A 1,022-nucleotide genomic window follows, 5' to 3' on the forward strand; every position below is an offset into this window, starting at 1 on the left:
GCTGCGGGCAGTCGTGCCGCTGGGGGCGGCCCGGGTGGGCGCGGCGGCACCCTGCCGGCGCCGGTGGGCGAGATCCGCCCCTGCCCGGCCTCGGAGCCTCAGTCTCCGGCTCGCTGCCGCGCCGGTGGTCGAACAGTGGACGCGTTGCCAAGTGACAGTGGACCGTCAGCCAACGACATTGGCCGGATTTCCGCGCATCCTGGTGATCGCCGCCGCGGAGTGCGGCCGTCCGGAACTCCGGGATCGGGCCAGGACACCAGCGGGGGAGCCCTGGGCCGGTCCGGCCGCTCACCCGTGACGGCCGCGCTTCGCGGTGAGTGTCGGCGCCCGGCGGCTCGCACTCGGGGCGACTGTTGTTCGGCGGCCGCGGGTCGTACGTGGCATGTGGCTGATCACGCCCACGCGGCGGAGCCGCCCATCGACACGGCCCCGCACCCCTGGAGGGCGCGGGCGCCCTCTAGCCGAGCGCCTCCCGCACCGCCTTCACCAGTGTCTGCGCCCTCGGGTCCGCCGTCACGGTCTTGCGGTAGCCGTTCGTGACGTAGCCGAAGGCGAGGCCGGTGTCGGGGTCGGCGAAGCCGAGGGGACCGCCCCGGCCGGGGTGGCCGAAGGAGCCGGCGCCGAGCAGCGGGGAGGCTGTGCCGTGGAGCATGTAGCCGAGGCCGAAGCGGGTGTTGACGACGAGGACGCGGTCGGGGCCGGAGGCTTCCTCGGCGCGGGCGGCCTCCAGGGTCGCCGGGCCGAACAGTCGTACACCGTCGACCTCGCCGACGAGTGCCGCGTAGAAGCGGGCCAGGCCGTCCGCCGTGGCTATGCCGTTGGTCGCGGGGAGGGCGGAGGCCCGGTACGCCGGGTCGTTCTGGTCGGGGAACGGGGTGATCGCGGCGAAGGCGCGGCGTGTGAGGGAGTCCGGGTCGTCGTAGGCCTCGGTGACCGAACGCTTGGCGCGCACCCGCAGCCCGCCCGTGGGTTCGGGCGCCGACTCCAGACGGCCCGCGCGGCCGACCCGGCCCGCCGCCGCC

The 1,022-nt window shown here is 75.7% G+C and carries 1 protein-coding gene; it reads right to left on the reverse strand.

Going from position 1 to position 1,022, the window contains the following annotated elements; genetic code table 11:
- Window positions 1–457: 457 nt before the first annotated feature.
- Window positions 458–1,022, reverse strand: a 565-nt coding sequence (locus tag AWZ10_RS32600) for a serine hydrolase (protein WP_159058429.1), incomplete at its 5' end; no start/stop codon positions are given.

It is taken from the genome of Streptomyces europaeiscabiei, assembly GCF_001550375.1.
Lineage (GTDB): Bacteria > Actinomycetota > Actinomycetes > Streptomycetales > Streptomycetaceae > Streptomyces > Streptomyces europaeiscabiei.